This window comes from Bacteroides cellulosilyticus (assembly GCF_020091405.1).
In the GTDB taxonomy this organism is placed as follows: domain Bacteria; phylum Bacteroidota; class Bacteroidia; order Bacteroidales; family Bacteroidaceae; genus Bacteroides.
Genome location: NZ_CP081903.1, coordinates 5,528,438 through 5,545,803, shown reverse-complemented (window position 1 = coordinate 5,545,803; position 17,366 = coordinate 5,528,438). Strand labels below are relative to the sequence as shown.

At 40.1% G+C, this 17,366-nt stretch carries 20 protein-coding genes; all 20 read left to right on the top strand.

Annotated elements, in window-relative coordinates; genetic code table 11:
- Positions 1-11: 11 nt before the first annotated feature.
- The 20 genes from K6V21_RS21210 to K6V21_RS21115 all read left to right on the top strand — a co-directional run bounded on the left by K6V21_RS21210 (position 12) and on the right by K6V21_RS21115 (position 17,257).
- Positions 12-251, top strand: a complete 240-nt coding sequence (locus K6V21_RS21210) for an acyl carrier protein (protein WP_044267168.1) — start codon at positions 12-14, stop codon at positions 249-251.
- A gap of 11 nt (positions 252-262) precedes the next feature.
- Positions 263-1,342, top strand: a complete 1,080-nt coding sequence (locus K6V21_RS21205) for a 3-oxoacyl-ACP synthase III family protein (RefSeq protein WP_224319791.1) — start codon at positions 263-265, stop codon at positions 1,340-1,342.
- 98 nt (positions 1,343-1,440) lie between these two features.
- Positions 1,441-1,665, top strand: a complete 225-nt coding sequence (locus tag K6V21_RS21200; protein ID WP_029328360.1) for an acyl carrier protein — start codon at positions 1,441-1,443, stop codon at positions 1,663-1,665.
- 2 nt (positions 1,666-1,667) lie between these two features.
- Positions 1,668-2,726: a 3-oxoacyl-ACP synthase III family protein gene (locus tag K6V21_RS21195; protein WP_224319790.1), complete on the top strand. Its 1,059-nt coding sequence runs from the start codon at positions 1,668-1,670 to the stop codon at positions 2,724-2,726.
- 6 nt (positions 2,727-2,732) lie between these two features.
- On the top strand, positions 2,733-3,497 hold the full coding sequence (locus K6V21_RS21190; protein WP_224319789.1) for an SDR family NAD(P)-dependent oxidoreductase: 765 nt from the start codon (positions 2,733-2,735) through the stop codon (positions 3,495-3,497).
- A gap of 8 nt (positions 3,498-3,505) precedes the next feature.
- Positions 3,506-4,480, top strand: a complete 975-nt coding sequence (locus tag K6V21_RS21185) for a GNAT family N-acetyltransferase (RefSeq protein WP_224319788.1) — start codon at positions 3,506-3,508, stop codon at positions 4,478-4,480.
- A gap of 13 nt (positions 4,481-4,493) precedes the next feature.
- Complete coding sequence (locus K6V21_RS21180) at positions 4,494-5,372, top strand: polysaccharide deacetylase family protein (RefSeq protein ID WP_224319787.1); 879 nt, start codon at positions 4,494-4,496, stop codon at positions 5,370-5,372.
- A gap of 3 nt (positions 5,373-5,375) precedes the next feature.
- Positions 5,376-5,984, top strand: coding sequence for a sugar transferase (locus K6V21_RS21175; RefSeq protein WP_224319786.1), 609 nt, complete (start codon positions 5,376-5,378; stop codon positions 5,982-5,984).
- Positions 5,985-6,605, top strand: coding sequence for an MBL fold metallo-hydrolase (locus K6V21_RS21170; RefSeq protein ID WP_224319785.1), 621 nt, complete (start codon positions 5,985-5,987; stop codon positions 6,603-6,605). It begins immediately after the preceding gene.
- The gene (locus tag K6V21_RS21165; RefSeq protein WP_224319784.1) at positions 6,526-7,344 is read left to right on the top strand and encodes a glycosyltransferase family 2 protein; all 819 of its coding nucleotides are present in this window, start codon (positions 6,526-6,528) and stop codon (positions 7,342-7,344) included. The genes K6V21_RS21170 and K6V21_RS21165 overlap by 80 nt, the downstream gene beginning before the upstream one ends.
- Positions 7,345-7,387: 43 nt before the next feature.
- Positions 7,388-8,551, top strand: a complete 1,164-nt coding sequence (locus tag K6V21_RS21160; protein ID WP_224319783.1) for a DegT/DnrJ/EryC1/StrS family aminotransferase — start codon at positions 7,388-7,390, stop codon at positions 8,549-8,551.
- A gap of 65 nt (positions 8,552-8,616) precedes the next feature.
- Positions 8,617-8,826: a hypothetical protein gene (locus K6V21_RS21155; RefSeq protein ID WP_007217990.1), complete on the top strand. Its 210-nt coding sequence runs from the start codon at positions 8,617-8,619 to the stop codon at positions 8,824-8,826.
- Positions 8,823-9,098 (top strand): type II toxin-antitoxin system YafQ family toxin, encoded by a 276-nt coding sequence (locus K6V21_RS21150; protein WP_007217991.1) that lies wholly within the window; start codon positions 8,823-8,825, stop codon positions 9,096-9,098. Before K6V21_RS21155 ends, K6V21_RS21150 begins: the two co-directional genes overlap by 4 nt.
- 243 nt (positions 9,099-9,341) lie before the next feature.
- Positions 9,342-10,901 (top strand): replicative DNA helicase, encoded by a 1,560-nt coding sequence (gene dnaB, locus K6V21_RS21145; protein WP_224319782.1) that lies wholly within the window; start codon positions 9,342-9,344, stop codon positions 10,899-10,901.
- 164 nt (positions 10,902-11,065) lie between these two features.
- Positions 11,066-13,528 (top strand): phenylalanine--tRNA ligase subunit beta, encoded by a 2,463-nt coding sequence (pheT, locus tag K6V21_RS21140; protein WP_224319781.1) that lies wholly within the window; start codon positions 11,066-11,068, stop codon positions 13,526-13,528.
- Positions 13,529-13,573: 45 nt separating this feature from the next.
- A complete protein-coding gene (locus K6V21_RS21135; protein WP_007213739.1) occupies positions 13,574-14,311 on the top strand; it encodes a YebC/PmpR family DNA-binding transcriptional regulator in 738 nt (245 codons plus the stop codon).
- Positions 14,311-14,556 carry a TIGR03905 family TSCPD domain-containing protein gene (locus K6V21_RS21130; RefSeq protein ID WP_007213740.1) on the top strand — a complete coding sequence of 82 codons (246 nt, stop codon included), beginning with the start codon at positions 14,311-14,313 and terminating at the stop codon, positions 14,554-14,556. The genes K6V21_RS21135 and K6V21_RS21130 overlap by 1 nt, the downstream gene beginning before the upstream one ends.
- Positions 14,557-14,687: 131 nt before the next feature.
- The gene (locus tag K6V21_RS21125) at positions 14,688-15,950 is read left to right on the top strand and encodes an Nramp family divalent metal transporter (RefSeq protein WP_217716446.1); all 1,263 of its coding nucleotides are present in this window, start codon (positions 14,688-14,690) and stop codon (positions 15,948-15,950) included.
- 65 nt (positions 15,951-16,015) lie between these two features.
- Entirely contained in the window at positions 16,016-16,780 is a 765-nt protein-coding gene (locus K6V21_RS21120) for an exodeoxyribonuclease III (protein WP_224319780.1), read from the top strand.
- Positions 16,781-16,795: 15 nt separating this feature from the next.
- Complete coding sequence (locus tag K6V21_RS21115; protein WP_007217996.1) at positions 16,796-17,257, top strand: C-GCAxxG-C-C family protein; 462 nt, start codon at positions 16,796-16,798, stop codon at positions 17,255-17,257.
- The last annotated feature ends 109 nt before the right edge of the window (positions 17,258-17,366 follow it).

Here is a 17,366-nt window from a genome sequence, read left to right as displayed (position 1 = left end):
TAGAGAATGTAATGACGAATATTGAAAAATACAATGATGCTTTTGTTGAAGTGTTTGGTGTGGATAGTTCTGTACTGAATGATGATTTTTCGAAAGAGAATGTAGAATCGTGGGACTCTGTTCACCAGTTGAATATCATTGCTTTGTTGGAAGAGTCTTTTGATGTGATGTTCGATCCAGAAGATATTATGGAGTTCACTTCCTATGGTAGGGGGCGTGAAATCTTGAAAAAGTATGATGTTGAACTCTAACGGGTTACACTATGGCAAGATGGAAAATTAAGAATGTCGGCATGAAGGGAGTAGCTATGGCTGTTCCTGAGAATGTGGTGAAGACATCTGATTTTGATTTTTTCTCTCAGGAAGAGGCGGAAGTATTTGATAAGACAGTCGGCATAAAAAGTCGTCATATTGCGCCGGATAATATGTGTGCTTCGGACATGTGCCAAGCTGCCGCTGAGAAGTTACTTGAAGAACTGGGATGGGAGAGGGATAGTATTGATGTTCTGCTGTTTGAATCCGTAACAGGTGATTATCGTACTCCGCCTACTTCTTGTATATTGCAAGACAGATTAGCGTTGTCGGAGAGCTGTTTCTGTATGGATATCCCTATGGGATGCTGTGGATGCATGTATGCAATAACGGTTGCGGGCAATTTGTTGACGACTGGTAATGTAAAGCGTGCTTTGTTACTTATTGGTGATACGGCATTACGTATGGGGTCGATGAAGGATAAGAGTCGCGTACCATTGTTTGGTGACTGTGGTACGGCAATAGCTTTAGAATATGACGAGGCGGCTAATGATATTGTTGTTGATTTTCATACTTATGGTAAGGGATATGAAGCATTGATGACTCCTCACGGTGGTTTTCGTCATCCGGCTACACCGGAATCTTTTGAATATGAAGATTTCGGGAATGGTATTGTCCGTGCCCCTATTCATACTCTGATAAATGGAATGAATGTCTTCTCTTTTGCCATATCCCGTCCTCCTAAATCGATTGAATCCTTTCTTGCTGATTATAATCTTGATCGTAATGTAGATATTGATTATTTTCTAATACATCAAGCTAACAAGATGATTGTTGACCGTATCGTTAAGAAGTTGAAACTTTCTCAGGAAAAGGTTCCTTATAATTTGGAAGAATTTGGAAATTTGGGAGGCGCTTCGATTCCTTCATTAATGGTGACACGACTTCGAGGACAATTATTGTCGAAGGAGACCACCTTACTAATGTCTTCGTTTGGTTTAGGATTAACATGGGGAACCATGTGGATGAAGACAAAGCCAATGTGTGTACCTAATGTTGTGATAATGAATGGTAAAAATACTGATTTTTAAGTCAATGTAGACTTGGTAATATGATGGTGCACATTGTTATAAATGTAGAATTGTATTGAAAATATAAAAGTATATATTAATTATTTTATAAACATGTTATGGATAGGAATGATTTTATAGTAAAGTTTGCGGAACAGTTTGAAGAAACAGAACCTGGAAAAATAACTTATGAGACTCGTTTTAGAGATATTGAAGAATGGAGTTCTTTAGTCCATTTGTCAATAATCATGATGTTGGATAGAGAGTATGATGCTGCTATTGATGAAGATGATTTCAATAAGTTGGAAACTGTAGAAGATATATTTAATTATATAAATAAGTAATTATGGGCTTTTTGCAATTTGAGGGAGTCGGTGTTTCCGGTATGTCTGCTTGCGTCCCTCGACGTATTATTCACAACTATGAATATACTGAGTTTTTCTCACAGGCAGAAGTAAAAGAGGTTGTTGATAAGATTGGTATTGTGGAACGTCGCTTTGTTGATGACAAGACTTGTAGCTCAGATTTATGCTTTGCTGCGGCAGAACGTTTAATAAGCGACATGAATATTGATAAATCAGAGATTGATATGTTGATATTTATTTCTCAGACTCCGGATTATCGTATGCCAGCCACTTCAGTAATATTGCAGGAACGTTTGGGATTGTCGCATAAGACAATTGCATTTGATATAAGTTTAGGTTGCTCTGCATTTATATATGGTTTGACGGTGGCTTATTCATATGCACAGCAACCTAATATACGTAAAGTGCTATTGTTAGATGGTGAGACCAGGTCGAAAGTTTACTCTCCTAAAGACCGGAAAACAGCGTTCTTATTTGGTGATGGTGGAGTTGCAGCAATAATAGAAAAAGGTGAAAAATATAGTAAATCATTTTTTTCTTTAAATTCTGATGGTTCTCGTGAATCTTTAATAAAGATAAATGCGGGTGGTTATCGAATTCCCAGTTCTTCGGAAACTGTTAAAGAGAAAGTTGTGGATGAATATGGCAATATCAGAACAGATGAACAAGGATACATGAAGGGAGGTGATGTATTTAATTTTGTTATTCGTGAAATACCTAATGATATTAAGGCAACATTAGAATTTGCTGGGATGAATATTCAAACTATGGATTATTATATATTTCATCAGGCAAATAATTTTATGAATTCTTACCTTGTAAGCAAGTTGAAAATTGATGTTGATAAGGTTCCTTCAACTATTAGTAAGTTTGGAAATGTTTCATCTGTATCTGTGCCGCTGACTATTGTTTCTGAATTAAAAGATAAACTTATAGGAAATCATACAATACTACTGAGTGCTTTTGGAGTTGGAATGACTTGGGCTACTGGTATTGTATCTATGAGTGATTGTTATGTAAGTGATATTGTGGAAATTTGATTTGTTATGGAACATAGTCCATTTTCTTTAGAAGGAAAAGTTGTTCTTGTCACAGGTGCTTCATCTGGTATAGGTAGGCAATGTTGTATAACTCTTGCACAAATGGGAGGAACTGTCATTTTGCTAGGGCGGAATAGGGAGCGTTTGGAGGAGACTCGTAAGATGATGTGCAATGAGGATAAGCATGTATATTGGAGTGTTGATTTAGCAGAAATAGCCTCATTATCTCAATTGGCTAAAGATATCAATGCCAATGTTGGTCCGATAGATGGCTTAGTGAATTGTGCAGGAGTATCAGCAACTCTTCCTCTCCGTTTTGTGGAATTGGAAAAAGTCGATGAATTTTTAAGGATAAATGTAATGTCCGGTTATTTTTTAGTAAAAGAGTTTTCTAGAATGGGAATGTTTAATCATGGAGCGAGTTTTATTTTTATGTCATCGATCATGGGAATTGTTGGAGAAGTTGGTAAATCTTTATATGGATTGACAAAAGGTGCGGTTATATCAATGGTGAAATCGTTAGCATGTGAATTGGCTGTAAAGAAGATTCGTGTTAACTGTATATCTCCAGGTGTAGTAGTGACACCTATAAATGAGAATTTGCCACATATTGCTAATGTGGATAAACGAGCGGCTCTTGAAAAGAAACATTTACTAGGACTTGGTAAGACCGAATATGTCGCTAATACATGTGTATTTCTATTATCTGATGCATCGTGTTGGATTACAGGGCAGAATATTATAGTTGACGGAGGATATACCATACAATAAGATAAGCAATGAATCAGATTTTCTTAAAGAAAACGAATGAGTTGACTAAAGATGAAGTCAGACAAATTTGTATATTATTTCATGAAGTATTTCCAAAACATGTAATGACTGTAGAGTCATTTTTGCACCGTTATGTACGAACTCCTTTTGGATATTCCATTCATGCTTTATTAAAAGACGAAAATGATAATATAATAGGTAATCATAATTTGGTACCATACTATTATGTCTTTAACGAGAAACAATTGATGTTTGCTTATGGTGGTGGTACTATGATAAAAAAGGAATATCGCAATTTTTTTACCTATGAGCGTTTAGTAAGGCAAAGCCAATCATTTGCTGTTAATGAAGGATGTTCATTTTTGATGGGATTCCCTAATGAAAATTCATATCCTATTCAAAAAAAAGGATTGAAACGAAGAGATATAGGGAATTTGTCTACATATATGTTACCTATTAGGGTTGGGAATATAAAGAAGGGATTGAGCTGTTTAAATTTTCTTTCTGTATTTGCTGCAAATATATGGTTGGCGTTATCTGTTTTTTCTGCGTCAACTAAGGTCTTCCAATCATTGGTACATAAAGAATATACTTCATTTAGAAAATACAGATATATAGAAAGTGACTCGAATAAAAAAGAATATCGGTTTGTAGAGAAAGGTGATATATATGGTGTTTATCGTATAATGGATTATGAAAAAGTTAAGACGGCATTTTTATTAGATGTATATCCATTATCAAAGAAGAACTTTGATTATGTGGTGAGGACTATGTGCAAACAGTCTAAGGATTTACACATTGACGCGGTAATGTATGTCGGGCATCTTCCTTTTACCCCAATGACTTTGATAAAAGTGCCAGAGAAATTAGAACCTAAAAAGTTCCATTTTGTAGGTACTATATTTGATCATGATTTGATAGATGAGAGGATATTTGATATAAAGAATTGGGAAGTAAGCCTTGCTGATTATGATTTAGTATAATTAAGATGTTAAAATGAATATATTATCTTTTGATACTGAGGAATGGTATATCGAAAGGCACTTTAAGGGAGGGCGAAAAGAGAAATATTGTCAGTATGATGAACTGTTTGATTGGATTCTGAACACGCTTGACAAGAATAATTTCAAGGCAACGTTTTTCTGTGTGGGTCAATTGGCTGTAGAGTTTCCGGAGGTGTTGAAAAAAATTTCTGATAATGGGCACGAAGTGGGTAGTCATTCAAATCGGCATCTGTGGATAAACAAGATGACCAGACAGGAATTTGCAGAAGATACACGCATTGCTGTGCAGGAAATAGAAAATTTGATAGGCAAAAAAGTGAGAAGTTTTCGTGCACCGGCTTTCTCAATAGGGAAAGATAATGACTGGGCATTTGAAGTGTTGGCAGAAAATGGGATTGAATATGATTGTTCTGTTTTTCCAGCCAGCCGGGATTTGGGAGGATTTCCCCAGTTTACTTCGACCATACCTTCGTTGATTAAAAAGAGGGATTATACGATTAAGGAGCTGCCTATCTGCCCTGCTAATTTAATGGGAAAAATGGTGCCATTTTCGGGTGGCGGCTATTTCAGATTAGTGCCATTGTGGTTGCATAAGCAACTTGTTAGTCGTATGGATTATGTGATGTTCTATTTTCATATTAATGATTTAATCGAACAGAATTCAAAGTTCATGACTAAACAGGAATTTGAAGAATACTATAAAGAGTCTGGTACATTAAAGAACCGTATAACCCGTTATGTAAAGACAAACATAGGTAAAGGAGGGGCGTTGAATAAATTGGATACTTTACTAGGGAATTATTCGTTCTGTAATGTACAGCAAGCTGCTGAGTCGATAGATTGGAATAAACAACCGTTAATTGAACTGTAGATTATGTATAAGAACGGATTAAAACGTGCGATAGATTTTCTTATTGTATTGTGTGCCTTACTTATCATTTGGCCAATCTTACTCATTATTATCATTTTCCTTTATTTTGCTAATAAAGGTGCCGGTGTATTCTTTACCCAGGCTCGTCCCGGGAAAAATGCCCAGATATTTAAGGCTATTAAATTTAAGACTATGACGGATGAACGGGACGCAGAAGGCAATCTGTTGCCGGATGACGTTCGTCTGACAAAAGTCGGAAAAATAGTTCGTTCTCTTTCCATAGATGAACTGCCGCAGTTAATCAACGTTCTAAAGGGAGATATGGCATTAGTAGGACCTCGCCCTTTGTTAATCAAGTATCTTCCTTTATATTCGGAAGAGCAATACCGCCGTCATGAAGTTCGTCCGGGAATTACGGGTTGGGCACAAGTGAATGGTCGGAATAGCATATCCTGGACTAAGAAATTTGAACTGGATGTTTGGTATGTGGATCATATCTCTTTCTGGCTGGATATAAAAATAATCTTCCTTACAATCAAAAAAGTATTTATTCGTGAAGGAATAAATATGGAAGGAAGTGCAACTACAGAACCATTTAATGGACATAATTAAATGTATATCCATCGGATCATAAACAGTGTGTTTACTTCAAATACGTATATTCTTACCAGTGAGGAGCCGTCGGCTTTTTTAATAGACATCGGTGATGTTCAGCCTGTAAAGGAGTTGCTGGATAACGATGGGAAAGTTGTGAAAGCAGTATTCCTGACCCATACTCACTATGATCATATTTATGGGATCAGGGAACTGATAAAAGCATATCCGGATTGCATCATTTATACTTCCTCTTTTGGAAAGGAAGCTCTAGGCTCCGACAAGTTAAATTTCTCACGTTATCATAATGATCCCATTGTATGGACTGAAAATAATATCAGCATACTGGGAGAGGGGGATAAAATAGAAATTACTGTCGGTAATGTTTTGGAAGTACTGGAGACGCCGGGACATGATAAAAGTTGCTTAACTTATAAATTGGGTAATGATGTTTTTTCAGGCGATTCATATATTCCCGGTGTGAAAGTAATAGCTTCATTTCCGAACAGCCATAAAACGGATGCCGTAAAATCAAAAGAGCGTATTGTCCGCTTGGCGGATGGACGTAACTTGTACCCCGGACATGGAGATGCTTATATCCATTATAACGGTTGTATTGAACAGGGAGGCAACGGTTGAAGATACGCTTCGGTCTGTTCTGACTCAAACTTATCCTCACATAGAATGTATTGTTGTTGACGGAGGTTCCGTAGATAATACCGTTTCTATAATAGAAAAGTATGTTCCTTTGTTTGAAGGACGACTGAAATATATCAGTGAAGCAGATTCCGGTGTTTATGAAGCCATGAACAAAGGGTTGCGGATGGCTGCGGGAGATGTTGTCGGTTATCTGAATTCTGACGATGTTTTTAAAGATCGGTATGTAATAGAAACAATAGCCCAAACTTTTGAAAAGCCGGAGATTGATGCTGTATTTGGGAATGTGTTGTATAGAAAAAGGAATGGCGAACGATTGCTTCGTAGATATTCGGGTAATTATTTTAATCCCGGGATGTTGCCCTATGGCATAATGCCTCCCCATCCTTCTTTTTATGCAAGAAAATCGTGTTATATAAAGTCCGGAGGATTTAATTCGAATTTCCGGATTGCCGGTGACTATGAATTGTTTTTGCGTTTTTTCCTGAAGGAAAAGATTTGCTACCGGTATCTTGATCTTGACGTAGTGGTGATGCGTTTTGGTGGAGTTAGCAATAGGAGTTTCTATAGTGTATTATATTGGAATAGCATTGAACTTATGAAGGCATGCAGAATTAACGGTATATATACGAATTGGCTTATGCTTTTTTTCCGCTTTTTTATGAAAGTGGGAGGAGTTATCCGATGGTTGATAGTGCCTCATTATATTTGGCGGAAATAGCCATCCCTCTTTTCGATTTATAGTTTTATAATCACATAATTTTATGGACAAGAGAATTTATCTTTGCCTTGCTCACATGAGCGGCAAGGAGCAGGCTTTTATAAAGGAAGCTTTCGATACTAACTGGGTTGTTCCTTTGGGCCCCAACGTGAATGCTTTCGAAGATGAACTGAAACATTTTGTAGAACAGGATAAGGAAGTTGTTGCTTTATCTGCGGGTACGGCAGCTATCCATCTGGGATTAATCCAACTTGGTGTAGGAGCCGGTGACGAGGTGATCTGTCAGTCGTTTACATTCTGTGCGTCAGCCAATCCTGTTGCTTATCAGGGGGCGACTCCTGTATTTATTGACAGTGAGGAGGATACCTGGAATATGGACCCTGTTTTGCTGGAAGAAGCCATCAAAGACAGAATCGCAAAGACAGGTAAGAAGCCGAAAGCAATTCTTCCGGTTCATCTTTACGGTATGCCTGCCAGGATTGATGAGATTTGCGCGATAGCCGCTAAATATGATATTCCAGTGCTGGAGGATGCTGCGGAAGCTTTAGGTTCTGAGTTTAATGGACAGAAGTGCGGTACGTTCGGTACCTTTGGTGTGTTGTCTTTTAACGGTAATAAGATGATCACTACTTCAGGTGGCGGGGCTTTGATTGTTCCTGATGAAAGCGCCAAGAAGCAGACAATGTTTTATGCTACGCAGGCTCGTGAACCTTTCCCTCATTACCAGCATGAAAAGATCGGTTACAATTATCGTATGAGTAATATCTGTGCTGGTATCGGTCGTGGTCAGATGACTGTATTGGATGAGCATATTGCGCATCACCGCCATGTACATGCTCTTTACGAGAAGGCTTTTAAAGGTGTAGACGGTATAACGTTAAAATCTAATCCTGATGGTCGTTTTAACGCTAATTACTGGCTGTCCACTATTCTGATAGATCCAGTGAAGACCGGTACTAACTATGATGAGGTCCGCCGTAAACTGGATGAACAAGGAATTGAGACCCGTCCCTTGTGGAAACCTATGCATTTACAGCCTGTCTATGCCCATAATCCTTGTTATGTGAATGGTGTTTCTGAACGTTTGTTTAATATGGGCTTATGTATTCCTGCCGGTCCTTGGGTGACGGATGAAGATGTGGCTTATATTGTAGAGCAAATAAAGGCATGTTGTACGAAATCTTGTTTCATTACAGTTCTCAAATAAAATATTTATTTGCTTGATGATTCCGTAATTTGTGGTATCTTTGTATCAGAAAGGAGAATTAATATATGGCGCAGTTAATTGTGACAGTAGAAGATGCAAGCTTATTACCAGATTTGAAGAAGGCAATAAAAATGTTGCGGGGAGTGGGGAATATCTCTGTTAAGAAAGCGGAGGCTTCTCTCAATGAGACTACTTTACGCGCAATGCGGGATGTGAAAGAAGGGCGTACTGTTAAGTGTAAAAGTTTTGAGGAGTATTTGGAGAAAGTGAAATGAAATATGAATTAGAATTTACTCGTCAATATCTAAAGGATTTAAAGCTGGCTAGAAAAAGAGGGCTTGATGAAAATAAGCTTAATGAGGTTATCTTAAAATTAATAACCGGTGAAGAATTGCCTGCAAAAAATCGAGATCATGTGCTAAGTGGTAACTACAATGGCTTTCGTGAATGCCATGTGACTCCGGACTGGTTGTTAATTTACAGTTTGGATTCTTCACTGAAAATGGTGACTTTAGTGCGTACCGGTTCGCATTCAGATTTGTTTTGATTGTCTATGTTGATGATCTGTAGTAATTTATATTTTTAGGTAGAACTACTCTCACTACTCTTTTCTGAACTTCGTGGAAAAGCTGAAAGAATAGTTGTTGGAGGGTAAATAAGTTTGATATGATGTAAGGAGTTATTTCCGAAAAAACGGGAATAGCTCTTTTTTTTGTTTGGTAGAATAGGGATGATTTTGATTAATAAGCATTATCTTTGCCATCCCTTTAATAATTCATAGTATTAAAAAATGGCAGAACAGAGAAAAGCTCCCCGAAGCAATAGTAAGGCAAAAATACAGCCCGTAAATGACTACGGACGTATCCAGCCACAAGCGCCGGAATTGGAAGAGGCTGTATTGGGAGCATTGATGATAGAGAAAGACGCTTATTCGTTAGTAAGTGAAATTCTTCGTCCGGAGTCTTTTTATGAGCACCGGCACCAGTTGATTTATTCCGCTATCACCGACCTGGCTGTGAATCAGAAGCCGGTGGATATCCTTACGGTAAAGGAGCAACTTGCTAAACGCGGTGATTTGGAGGAAGTGGGTGGTCCGTTTTATATTACTCAGTTAAGTAGTAAGGTTGCCTCTTCAGCGCATATTGAATATCACGCCCGCATCATTGCACAGAAGGCATTGGCTCGTGAATTGATTACATTTACCAGTAATGTTCAGAGTAAAGCTTTCGATGAAACCCTGGACGTAGATGATTTGATGCAGGAAGCTGAAGGAAGATTGTTTGAGATCTCTCAGCAGAACATGAAGAAGGATTATACGCAGATTAATCCTGTCATTGCCGAAGCGTATCAGTTAATTCAGACAGCGGCTGCCCGTACGGATGGTTTAAGTGGTTTGGAGAGCGGTTTTACCAAACTTGATAAGATGACTTCCGGTTGGCAAAGGTCCGACCTTATTATTATCGCTGCTCGTCCGGCAATGGGAAAGACGGCATTCGTACTTTCTATGGCAAAGAATATTGCAGTGAATTATCGTAATCCGGTAGCTGTGTTCTCTCTTGAAATGAGTAACGTACAGTTGGTGAATCGTTTGATCTCCAATGCGTGCGAAATTCCGAGTGAGAAAATTAAGAGCGGACAGCTGGCGGATTATGAATGGCAACAGCTGGATTATAAGTTGCGTGACCTTTTGGATGCTCCGCTGTATGTAGATGATACACCTTCATTGTCAGTGTTTGAACTTCGTACAAAAGCTCGTCGCCTGGTACGCGAACATGGAGTAAGGATTATTATTATCGACTACCTTCAGTTGATGAATGCGAGTGGGATGTCATTCGGTAGCCGTCAGGAAGAGGTAAGTACGATTTCACGTTCGTTGAAGGGGTTGGCGAAAGAGTTGAATATTCCTATTGTTGCTTTGTCGCAGTTGAATCGTGGTGTGGAAAGTCGTGAAGGTGAAGAGGGTAAACGCCCGCAGTTAAGTGACTTGCGTGAGTCGGGAGCCATTGAGCAGGATGCCGATATGGTATGTTTTATTCACCGTCCTGAATATTATAAGATTTATACCTCACAAGATGGAACCGATTTACGTGGTATGGCAGAAATTATTATTGCCAAGCATCGTAATGGTGCGGTAGGTGATGTGCGTTTGCGTTTTATCGGTCAGTACACCCGTTTCCAGAATCCGGAAGATGATATGGTGATTCCGCATCCGGCAGAAGGTGGTGGAGCAACCTTTGGTTCTAAAATGAATGCAGTAAGTGATGGCGGTGTGCCGCCTCCGGCTGAGTTTGCCCCTCAAACAGACAATCCGTTTGGTGGGGTGGGATCGGATGGACCGTTGCCATTCTAAATTAATGGTAAAATTACATAAGCATTTTAATATTGCAGCCGGAATTACTTTTTATCATGTAGTTTCGGCTGTTTTCATTATTTTCTTGATGGATAATTCCCTGTCATCCAAAAAAACTTTGTAATTTTGCGGGTCACTTTTGGAAACAATAAAAAATTAATGATATGAATATCTCTTATAATTGGTTGAAGGAGTATGTCGATTTCGATTTGACACCGGAAGAAGTTGCCGCTGCATTAACTTCTATTGGCTTGGAAACAGGAAGTGTAGAAGAAGTGCAAACGATTAAAGGAGGACTGGAAGGTCTCGTAATCGGTGAAGTGTTGACATGCATTCCTCATCCGAATTCAGACCACATGCACGTGACTACTGTGAATCTGGGACAGGGAGAACCTGTGCAGATTGTATGCGGTGCACCGAATGTGGCTGCCGGTCAGAAAGTGGTAATTGCCACTTTGGGTGCAAAACTCTATGACGGAGATGAATGTTTTACGATCAAAAAGTCAAAACTCCGTGGTGTTGAGTCCAATGGTATGATTTGCGCTGAAGATGAAATCGGTATTGGTACGGATCATGCAGGGATCATCGTTTTGCCGGCTGATGCTGTTCCGGGAACTCTTGCCAAAGATTATTATAATATCAAGAGCGACTATGTGCTGGAAGTGGATATCACTCCGAATCGTGCCGATGCTTGTTCTCACTATGGGGTAGCCCGTGATTTGTATGCTTATCTGGTGCAAAATAACAAACCGACTTCCCTGAAGAAACCGTCTGTAGATGCTTTTGCCATTGAAAATCATGATCTGGATATCAATGTTACAGTTGAAAACAGTGAAGCTTGTCCCCGCTATGCCGGTGTAACGGTGAAAGGCGTAACAGTAAAAGAAAGTCCGGAATGGTTGCAGAATAAACTCCGTATCATCGGACTGCGTCCTATCAACAATGTAGTGGATATCACAAATTACATTGTTCATGCATTCGGCCAGCCATTGCACTGCTTTGATGCAGATCAAATTAAAGGTGGCGAAGTAGTGGTGAAGACAATGCCTGAAGGTACTCCGTTCGTCACATTGGATGGCGTGGAACGTAAATTATCTGATCGTGACCTGATGATTTGTGACACGGAAAAACCGATGTGTATTGCCGGTGTATTCGGTGGTCTGGATTCCGGTTCTACGGAAACGACCAAAGATGTTTTCATTGAAAGCGCTTATTTCCATCCGACATGGGTTCGTAAGACAGCTCGTCGTCATGGACTGAATACAGATGCTTCTTTCCGCTTTGAAAGAGGCATTGACCCCAATATCACTATTTACTGTTTGAAATTGGCCGCCATGATGGTGAAAGAACTGGCCGGCGGTACTATTTCTTCTGAAGTAAAGGATGTTTGTGCTGCTCCTGCTCAGGATTTCATCGTAGAGTTATCTTATGAGAAGGTGCACTCGTTGGTAGGTAAAGTGATTCCGGTGGAGACAATCAAGAGCATTGTTACCAGTCTGGAGATGAAAATAACCAATGAGACGGCAGAAGGCTTGACTTTGGCGGTTCCCCCTTATCGTGTAGACGTGCAACGCGATTGTGATGTTATTGAAGATATCCTCCGTATTTATGGATATAATAATGTAGAAATACCGTCTACGCTGAAGTCTAGCTTGACTACGAAGGGCGAACATGATAAGTCTAACAAATTGCAGAACCTGGTAGCTGAACAGTTGGTAGGTTGTGGTTTCAATGAGATTTTGAATAACTCTCTGACACGTGCCGGCTATTATGACGGTATGGAAACTTATCCTTCTAAAAACCTGGTGATGCTACTGAATCCGTTGAGTACAGACCTGAATGCCATGCGTCAGACTTTGTTGTTCGGTGGATTGGAAAGTATCTCTCACAATGCTAACCGTAAGAATGCCGACCTGAAATTCTTCGAATTCGGAAATTGCTATTATTTCGATGAAGAAAAGAAGAACCCCGAAAAGTCACTGGCTGCTTATACAGAGAATTATCATCTCGGATTGTGGGTAACGGGCAAAAAAGTATCCAATTCATGGGCGCATGCTGATGAAGAAAGCTCTGTATATGAGTTGAAGGCTTACGTGGAGAATATTTTCCTGCGTTTAGGGCTGAATATGAGAAATCTGGTTGTAGGTAACCTGACGGATGATATTTATGCTGCTGCCTTGTCTGTACAGACTAAGGGCGGAAAGCGTCTTGCTACATTCGGCATCGTAACGAAGAAGATTCTGAAAGCTTTCGACATTGACAATGAAGTATATTACGCTGACCTGAACTGGAAAGAGCTGATGAAAGCCATCCGTTCTGTAAAGATCAGCTATGCGGAAATTTCTAAATTCCCGGCTGTGAAGCGTGACCTTGCCTTGTTGATTGATAAGAAGGTGCAGTTTGCCGAAATAGAGAAGATCGCTTATGAGACAGAGAAGAAATTGCTGAAAGATGTATCTCTCTTCGATGTTTATGAAGGTAAGAATCTGGAAGCCGGCAAAAAATCGTATGCAGTCAGCTTCCTGTTGCAGGATGAAACACAGACACTGAACGATAAGATGATCGATAAGATCATGTCGAAACTCGTGAAGAATCTGGAAGATAAGTTGGATGCAAAGCTTCGCTAATTGATAATTAAATAACTAATAATTAAACATTAAAATATAATTCCAATGGGAAGAGCATTTGAATATAGAAAAGCTGCCAAATTGAAAAGATGGGGTCATATGGCAAAGACCTTTACAAGACTGGGTAAACAAATTGCTATTGCAGTAAAGGCTGGTGGTCCGGAACCGGAAAATAATCCGACTTTGCGTTCGGTTATCGCTACTTGTAAGCGTGAGAATATGCCGAAGGATAACATTGACCGTGCTATCAAGAATGCAATGGGTAAGGACCAGAGCGATTACAAAGGAATGACTTATGAAGGATACGGTCCTCACGGTATTGCTGTATTCGTAGATACGTTGACCGACAATACTACCCGTACAGTTGCCGATGTACGTTCCGTATTCAATAAGTTTGGCGGAAACTTGGGTACTATGGGATCATTAGCTTTCCTGTTCGACCATAAGTGTATGTTTACTTTCAAGAAGAAAGACGGCATAGATATGGAAGAACTCATTCTTGACCTGATTGACTACGATGTAGATGATGAGTTCGAAGAGGATGAAGAAGAAGGAACAATCACTATCTATGGCGATCCGAAGAGCTATGCAGCTATCCAGAAACATCTGGAAGAATGTGGTTTTGAGGATGTCGGTGGTGAATTTACTTATATTCCGAACGATACGAAAGAGGTGACTCCCGAGCAACGTGAAACTTTGGACAAGATGATAGAACGTCTCGAAGAGTTTGATGATGTGCAAACAGTTTATACCAACATGAAGCCGGAGGGTAGTGAAGAGTAATGAAGTATACTTATAAAACTCAAGGTACATGTAGTTCTCACATTGAATTGGAAATAGAAAATAATATAATAACGGATATTGCGTTTTGGGGAGGTTGTAACGGAAATTTGCAAGGTCTTTCCCGTCTGGTGAAAGGAATGTCAGTAAATGATGTGATTTCCCGTCTGGAAGGGGTACGTTGCGGAAGGCGTTCGACTTCTTGTCCGGATCAGTTGTGTCGGGCACTTCATGAAATGGGATTCTAACTAAATCCCTGTACTTTTAAAAATATAGGTTGGCCCTCGGTGTTGTACAATGCCGGGGGCTTCTTTTTTGAACTGAAAGTGTGGCTCGCTTGTTATTATTTCGTAATTTTACGCCATTAAAAGAACGAACGATGAAAAATATTCTGAAAGACTTGAAACGTAGGGACCACAAGCGTTATTTGGGTGGTCTGGACGTTTTTAAATATATTGGTCCCGGGTTGCTTGTTACAGTTGGTTTTATTGATCCGGGAAACTGGGCTTCCAACTTTGCAGCGGGTTCCGAATTTGGGTATTCCCTGCTTTGGGTGGTAACTTTGTCAACGATCATGTTGATTGTATTACAGCATAATGTGGCTCACTTGGGTATTGTTACAGGTTTGTGTTTATCAGAAGCAGCCACAAAATATACGCCAAAGTGGGTCTCACGTCCTATTTTGGGCACTGCGGTGTTGGCATCCATATCGACTTCCCTTGCCGAAATATTGGGAGGTGCAATTGCCTTGGAAATGCTTTTTGATATCCCTATTATATGGGGAGCTATATTGACAACCGTCTTTGTCGTCATCATGCTTTTTACGAATTCGTATAAGAAGATAGAGCGTTCCATCATTGCCTTTGTTTCCGTTATCGGATTATCCTTTATTTATGAGCTGTTCCTGGTGAAGATTGACTGGCCGATGGCTGTGGAAGGATGGGTGACACCTGCTTTTCCGAAAGGGAGCATGCTGATTATTATGAGCGTGTTGGGAGCAGTGGTGATGCCGCATAACTTATTCCTGCATTCGGAGGTGATTCAGAGCCATGAATATAATAAGCAAGATGACAGTTCTATTCGTAAGGTTTTGAAGTATGAGTTGTTTGATACGCTCTTCTCTATGATTGTGGGATGGGCTATCAATAGTGCTATGATATTGCTGGCTGCTGCTACTTTCTTTAAGAGTGGTATTCAGGTTGAAGAACTGCAACAGGCGAAGTCTTTGCTGGAGCCTTTGCTTGGAAACAGTGCCGCGGTTGTCTTTGCTCTGGCTTTGCTGATGGCGGGTATTTCATCTACCATTACAAGTGGTATGGCGGCGGGTTCTATCTTTGCCGGTATCTTCGGAGAATCCTATCACATCAAGGATAGTCACTCGCAGGTGGGTGTGCTCCTTTCATTGGGTATCGCCTTGTTGCTGATATTCTTCATCGGCGATCCTTTTAAAGGACTGTTGATTTCGCAAATGGTGCTGAGTATACAGTTGCCTTTTACCGTTTTCTTGCAAGTCGGGTTAACATCTTCGCGTAAGGTAATGGGGCAGTATGTCAATAGTAAATGGAGCAGTTTCGTACTTTACGCTATTGCGGGTATCGTGACCGTATTGAATATTATGTTGTTAATATCCGAATTGTCATAAAGCGGATACATTTGAACAACCGGGCCTCTGATATATAATAAGATATAAACTAAATAAACGATCATATGAAAATTATTACATATAATGTAAACGGGCTGCGTGCAGCTGTTAGTAAAGGTTTGCCGGAATGGCTGGAACAGGAACAAGCCGATGTTGTGTGCATTCAGGAAACTAAATTGCAGCCGGATCAATATCCGGAAGAAGCATTGAGTGCATTGGGGTATAAGCATTATCTCTATTCTGCGCAGAAGAAGGGGTATAGCGGAGTAGCCATCTTGACTAAAAAAGAGCCGGACCATGTGGAATATGGCATGGGGATAGAAGAATATGATAATGAAGGCCGTTTTATCCGTGCCGATTTTGGCGATATATCTGTCGTAAGTGTTTATCATCCTTCAGGAACGAGTGGTGACGAACGCCAGGCATTTAAGATGGTGTGGTTGGAGAAGTTCCAGGAGTACGTGACGGAGCTGCGAAAATCACGTCCGAAACTTATACTTTGCGGAGATTATAATATCTGCCATGAACCGATAGACATTCATGATCCTATTCGTAACGCTACTAATAGTGGTTTCTTGCCCGAAGAACGGGAATGGATGACGCGTTTTCTGAATACCGGTTTTATCGATACTTTCCGTTTGTTGCATCCCGAACAGCAGGAATATACGTGGTGGAGTTATCGTTTCAACTCCCGCGCAAAGAATAAAGGATGGCGTATTGATTATTGTATGGTGACCGAACCTGTTCGCCCGTTACTGAAAGAGGCGCGTATTCTGAATGATGCTGTACATTCTGATCATTGTCCCATGTTGTTGGATATAGAAGGCTAAAAAAGGGATAGGGTAATGTTTGAAGAAAGAATAGAGAAAGCGGTAGAGTTTTTTAAGAGTGGTTATAATTGCTCCCAGTCTGTGGTGCTTGCTTTTGCCGACATGTATGGATTTACGCAAGAACAGGCAGCGCGTATGGCAGCTTCCTTCGGTGGAGGTATCGGTCGTATGCGTCAGACTTGTGGCGCTGCATGCGGTATGTTTCTGCTTGCCGGACTGGAAACCGGAGCGACTGATCCCAAAGACCGTGAAGGAAAAGGGGCCAATTATGCAGTAGTACAGGAATTGGCTGCCGAGTTTAAGAAACGGAACGGCTCTACAATTTGTGCTGAATTATTGGGGTTGAAGAAGCCGGAAGGAGTGTCTACTCCCGAAGAACGCACAGACCAATATTATGCTAAACGTCCGTGTGTCAGGATGGTGGAAGAAGCTGCCCGCATTTGGGCGGAATATCTTGAAAACAGACCGTCTATTTAATGTAAACAAACCATCAGTTTCGCTTGAATGAATCATTCTTTTTGGTCTGACCTGCTGAAAAAATGCTCTTTTTATGACATATAACATAAAAAAACAGAGAATAATGTGT

Coding starts and splice junctions, on each gene's coding strand:
- K6V21_RS21210 (WP_044267168.1), top strand. CDS start 12: ATGACGAATATTGAAAAATACAATGATGCTTTTGTTGAAGTGTTTGGT.
- K6V21_RS21155 (WP_007217990.1), top strand. CDS start 8,617: ATGGCGCAGTTAATTGTGACAGTAGAAGATGCAAGCTTATTACCAGAT.
- pheT (WP_224319781.1), top strand. CDS start 11,066: ATGAATATCTCTTATAATTGGTTGAAGGAGTATGTCGATTTCGATTTG.
- dnaB (WP_224319782.1), top strand. CDS start 9,342: ATGGCAGAACAGAGAAAAGCTCCCCGAAGCAATAGTAAGGCAAAAATA.
- K6V21_RS21125 (WP_217716446.1), top strand. CDS start 14,688: ATGAAAAATATTCTGAAAGACTTGAAACGTAGGGACCACAAGCGTTAT.
- K6V21_RS21175 (WP_224319786.1), top strand. CDS start 5,376: ATGTATAAGAACGGATTAAAACGTGCGATAGATTTTCTTATTGTATTG.
- K6V21_RS21130 (WP_007213740.1), top strand. CDS start 14,311: ATGAAGTATACTTATAAAACTCAAGGTACATGTAGTTCTCACATTGAA.
- K6V21_RS21180 (WP_224319787.1), top strand. CDS start 4,494: ATGAATATATTATCTTTTGATACTGAGGAATGGTATATCGAAAGGCAC.
- K6V21_RS21120 (WP_224319780.1), top strand. CDS start 16,016: ATGAAAATTATTACATATAATGTAAACGGGCTGCGTGCAGCTGTTAGT.
- K6V21_RS21150 (WP_007217991.1), top strand. CDS start 8,823: ATGAAATATGAATTAGAATTTACTCGTCAATATCTAAAGGATTTAAAG.
- K6V21_RS21190 (WP_224319789.1), top strand. CDS start 2,733: ATGGAACATAGTCCATTTTCTTTAGAAGGAAAAGTTGTTCTTGTCACA.
- K6V21_RS21160 (WP_224319783.1), top strand. CDS start 7,388: ATGGACAAGAGAATTTATCTTTGCCTTGCTCACATGAGCGGCAAGGAG.
- K6V21_RS21205 (WP_224319791.1), top strand. CDS start 263: ATGGCAAGATGGAAAATTAAGAATGTCGGCATGAAGGGAGTAGCTATG.
- K6V21_RS21200 (WP_029328360.1), top strand. CDS start 1,441: ATGGATAGGAATGATTTTATAGTAAAGTTTGCGGAACAGTTTGAAGAA.
- K6V21_RS21170 (WP_224319785.1), top strand. CDS start 5,985: ATGTATATCCATCGGATCATAAACAGTGTGTTTACTTCAAATACGTAT.
- K6V21_RS21135 (WP_007213739.1), top strand. CDS start 13,574: ATGGGAAGAGCATTTGAATATAGAAAAGCTGCCAAATTGAAAAGATGG.
- K6V21_RS21185 (WP_224319788.1), top strand. CDS start 3,506: ATGAATCAGATTTTCTTAAAGAAAACGAATGAGTTGACTAAAGATGAA.
- K6V21_RS21195 (WP_224319790.1), top strand. CDS start 1,668: ATGGGCTTTTTGCAATTTGAGGGAGTCGGTGTTTCCGGTATGTCTGCT.
- K6V21_RS21165 (WP_224319784.1), top strand. CDS start 6,526: ATGGACGTAACTTGTACCCCGGACATGGAGATGCTTATATCCATTATA.
- K6V21_RS21115 (WP_007217996.1), top strand. CDS start 16,796: ATGTTTGAAGAAAGAATAGAGAAAGCGGTAGAGTTTTTTAAGAGTGGT.